Source organism: Yoonia sp. (assembly GCF_046498525.1).
Lineage (GTDB): Bacteria > Pseudomonadota > Alphaproteobacteria > Rhodobacterales > Rhodobacteraceae > Yoonia.
Window position 1 is genome coordinate 1 of sequence record NZ_JAWOAN010000251.1, and the last position, 4120, is coordinate 4120.

Consider the following 4120-nt stretch of genomic DNA (forward strand, 5'->3'; position numbering starts at 1 on the left):
CGGTTGATCCAGCGTTCCCGTTCCATCGCGACAATGATCGCGCGCAGGCGCGCCTCTGGCTGGACATTCAACTGCTCCAATGTGCCCGGACCGGCGGTACCGTCAATCGCCAGCCCATGCGCCTGCTGGAAACGGGTCACCGCACCATAAATGGTATCATCATAGGTTTGCGTGTTGGTCCGCTCAAGAAAGCCCATCGCCATCAGGCGGTTACGCAAAGCCTCGACACCGGCACCGCTGTCGCCGCTTTCATACTTGCGCCCCGGGACTGTCTGCCCCCAGCCGCCATTGCCGATCAGCCGCTCCATTCGCATCTTCTCAGCCATCAGACGATTGTATTCGGGCGCACTGGGCGGCAAAGCCCGCATGAAGGCGGCAGGGTTCGACTGCGCAAATGCGCGCATCGTGCCAAGGCGGGACCGCAAGGGTACCTGGCGGTGGATCGCGGGATCAATGCGTTCCGGCGTCAAAAGACCGGTTTGGATATCGCGGGCGTAGGTCAGGAACTGACGCGACAGTTCGACTTCCAACCGCCCCTGCTCTTGCGCGGAGGAGGCCGCCTGCAACTGCGCAATCAAGCCGTCTACGTCGTAGCGACCATCGGGCAGGCCGTGGCTGGGCGCATCGTTGAAGGCTTCCATCAGGGCAGTCCGGCGGTTTCTGTCGCCACTCTTGCTCCAGATGCCATCAAAGCCGCGTTCGCGGTAAAATGTCAGCAGATCCGCATCACCCGAGGCCGCTTGCGCAACCGCCTGCCGGAATTCTGTGCCTTGTGCCTGCACTTGCGGCGCACCGCAAATGATAACGAACGCTGCCAAGACCGCGGGCAGCAGCTTGATAAAGTGGTATAAACGAACTGGATAAGCGGACATCACGGAAGTTCCCTACAATTTCTTTGCGCTCGACACGGTAATTCGAAGCAGTTTAAGGCTAGGCATATCTCTAACAGATACAGTGTCTATTGACAAAACCGCGAGGCGTTCACACCGCAGCCGAGTGTTGCACCTGTGCAGCCTTCCGCTGTGACAAGGAATCCTCAAAGCAACCTGTGCGCAAAATTTCGCCGCTTTGCTGCTTGTTAAAGAAAAACTCCTAAACAGGCCTTGGTCAACGAATCGAAATGTGCGATATACACCCCACATCTGGGGAGATGTTGATGTTAAGTCATCTATAGGTGGCGAAAATAAGTCTAGCGACGGGACGGGCGCGAAACACATGACAAATAAAAACTCCTCTGGGTTAACCAGACGTGGACTATTGGGCGCATTCGCCGCAACCGTAGTTGCCGCAGCCCCCAGCTACTCGAGTGCAGCAGGTTTCTTGCGTGGCGCTGGCGATATTCGCCGCATCGCGATGCATTCGGGCCGCACAGGTGAACGGCTCGATACGATCTACTGGATCGATGGCGAATATATCGCCGAAGCCGTACGCGAAATTAACATGCATATGCGCGATTGGCGCACTGGCGAAGCTGTCCAGATGGACCTGCGCACGATTGATATCATGTCAGCCGCCCTGAACCTGATGGACACGTCTGAACCCTATCTTTTGTTGTCGGGGTATCGGTCCCCCCAGACCAACAGGATGCTCAGTTCATCGAACCGTGGTGTTGCACGCAACTCGTTGCACATGCGTGGTCAGGCAGCCGATCTGCGTTTGAACGGCCGTTCGACAGCGCAGATGGCAAGTGCGGCTTTGGCCTGCCGCGCAGGTGGTGTCGGCCGTTACAACCGTTCGAACTTTGTGCATATGGATTGTGGCCCGATCCGCAGCTGGCGCGGATAAGCCGAAATCCCACTAGTCAAGAATGACCGGCGATTTTCCCGTTTGCAGGTTCGCACGGGCCGCATCCTTGATGACATCCGACAGTCTTTCATACATCCCCGCATTGGCAGCCTTGCGCCAGACCAACCCGATCGAGCGCATGATGGTACTGCGCCGGAACGGGCGCACGACGACGTTGCTTGACCGGCTGTCAATTTCTGATCGCGCATAAAGGCGCGGCAGGAACGCCACCCCCATCCCCATGCCGACCATTTGCCGGATCGCATCCAGACTGGTGCCTTCGTAATCGCGCGCGATCATGCCGCCGTGCTGCTCGCAAAGGGCCGCAATCTGTGTGTGCATGGCATAATCCGGTCCGAGTGACAGGACATTCAGGTCCGCCAGATCGGATTCAGTCACCTCGGCCTTGCCCGCCAAAGGATGATCGTCAGGCATCGCCAGCAATAGCGGTTCACGAAACAGCGGCAGTGTCATCAGATCGGCGCCGCCTTCGGGCAATTGCGTCAGAATCACATCAAGACCGCCCGCCAAGAGCTCTCCGCGCAGATCGCGCGGGGCCACTTCACGGATATAGAGCCGCAAGTCGGGGTATCTGGCATGAAGCCGTTCGACCACGAAAGGCATAAGATAGGGGCCGATCGTCGGCGTTGTCCCCAGGCGGATCGTTCCGGCCAGACCGGTCTGCAAAGACGCCGTCAGATCAATGATCCCCCGCGCTTCATCGACGATAAGCGCTGCACGCGCCGCTATTTCGCGCCCTTCGTGCGTCAAGGTGACAGGCCCCCTTCCGCGCTCGACCAGACGGACACCCAACAGGTCTTCGAAGCTGCTGATCTGCAGGCTGAGTGACGGCTGGCTGATCCCCATCGCCTCGGCTGCCTTGCGAAAATGGCGCGCCTCGGACAGGGCGACAAGATAACGCAACTGTCGCATGCTGGGTAAATCCCTCATGACATCCTCGCTTGATAGGTATTTTCTATCAATTATTTCCGTTTAATTGCCTTCACTATATCAAATTAGCTGCTACATCCAGTCGCAGTGCGTTTAAGAAAATGACGATAGCGCAAAGGCTTGCATGATGCATGTCCGGCTTTGCCGCTCGGGGGATGAAATGAAGGAACAAATATCCAGCAGGACGGTCAAAAGTCAAACGCACGGCAGCGGTCCTGACCGTGAACGGTGCCATGCCACATGCACCAACACCTTTGCGCGCCCCCATCACTGACCGGAACATGACATTGGATACCTTGACACCTACCCGCTGGATCACACCCGCCAGTCTTATTCCCGTCGCCGTCGCTGGCAGCCTGTTTATCTGGTTCGCACAGATGATCCCCGTCATCGCCGGTGGCGATACACTGCGCTACGTGTGGGAATGGGTGCCGAGCCTCGGTGTGAATTTCAGTATTTATATTGACGGGCTCAGCCTGACCTTTGCGCTCCTGATCACCGGTATCGGTGCGCTGGTGATGCTGTATTCCGCCCGTTACCTTGCCGGGCATGTCCATCAGGCGCGGTTTTCGCTTTATCTGACCAGCTTCATGCTCGCCATGATTGGATTAGTTGTATCAGATAACCTATTAGTATTGTTTGTTTTTTGGGAACTTACAACAATCACGTCCTACCTATTGATCGGATTCAACCACGACACGGCCAAAGCACGGCGTTCGGCGCTTCAGGCGCTTTTGATGACCGGTGTCGGCGGATTGGCTTTGCTGGCTGGGATCATCCTGATCGGAACAACGGCAGGCACCTTCGAGATGTCGCAGATCAACGCGATGGATGGCGTCTTGACCGGCAGCGTTATGTATTTGCCGATCGTAATTTTGGTTTTGGCGGGTGCTTTCACCAAATCCGCGCAGATGCCGTTCCACTTCTGGCTGCCCAATGCGATGGCGGCCCCGACGCCGGTCAGTGCGTACCTGCACTCGGCCACAATGGTAAAAGCTGGTGTCTATCTGATGGCCCGTACACACCCGTCGCTTGCAGGTACCGATTTCTGGCTTTGGACCCTGACGATTGCGGGCGCCATCACGATGGTTTTTGCCTCTGTAATGGCCCTGCGGCAGACAGACCTGAAGCTGGCGCTGGCCTATACGACCCTGATGGCGCTTGGCGCGCTCACGCTGCTGTTGGGCAATGAAAGCGGATATACGATCACCGCCGCCGCGACGTTCCTGATCGTCCATTCGCTTTACAAGGCCGCGCTGTTTCTGGTTGTGGGTATTCTTGATGCACAAACCGGCACACGCGACGCGAACAGTCTGTTCGGATTGGCCCGCGCCTTGCCGGTCACTGCGATTGCCGCGGCGATTGCCGCATTTTCAATGGCCGG

General features: G+C 57.3%; 4 protein-coding genes. 2 read left to right on the forward strand and 2 right to left on the reverse strand.

Annotation, left to right across the window (positions count from 1 at the left end):
- A partial coding sequence (locus tag R6T97_RS15025) for a peptidoglycan-binding protein (RefSeq protein WP_410350099.1) occupies positions 1–872 on the reverse strand: 872 nt, incomplete at its 3' end.
- A 343-nt stretch (positions 873–1215) separates the two neighbouring features.
- Between R6T97_RS15025 and R6T97_RS15030 the strand changes: the two genes are divergently transcribed.
- A complete protein-coding gene (locus tag R6T97_RS15030; RefSeq protein WP_410350100.1) occupies positions 1216–1785 on the forward strand; it encodes a YcbK family protein in 570 nt (189 codons plus the stop codon).
- A gap of 12 nt (positions 1786–1797) precedes the next feature.
- On the opposite strand, the gene R6T97_RS15035 is transcribed toward R6T97_RS15030, so the two are convergent.
- The gene (locus tag R6T97_RS15035; protein ID WP_410350101.1) at positions 1798–2718 is read right to left on the reverse strand and encodes a hydrogen peroxide-inducible genes activator; all 921 of its coding nucleotides are present in this window, start codon (positions 2716–2718) and stop codon (positions 1798–1800) included.
- A gap of 299 nt (positions 2719–3017) precedes the next feature.
- Here R6T97_RS15035 and R6T97_RS15040 point away from each other — a divergent pair.
- Positions 3018–4120 (forward strand): proton-conducting transporter membrane subunit (locus R6T97_RS15040; protein WP_410350102.1); only part of this gene is annotated, 1103 nt, incomplete at its 3' end.

Coding starts and splice junctions, on each gene's coding strand:
- R6T97_RS15035 (WP_410350101.1), bottom strand. CDS start 2,718: ATGCGACAGTTGCGTTATCTTGTCGCCCTGTCCGAGGCGCGCCATTTT.
- R6T97_RS15030 (WP_410350100.1), top strand. CDS start 1,216: ATGACAAATAAAAACTCCTCTGGGTTAACCAGACGTGGACTATTGGGC.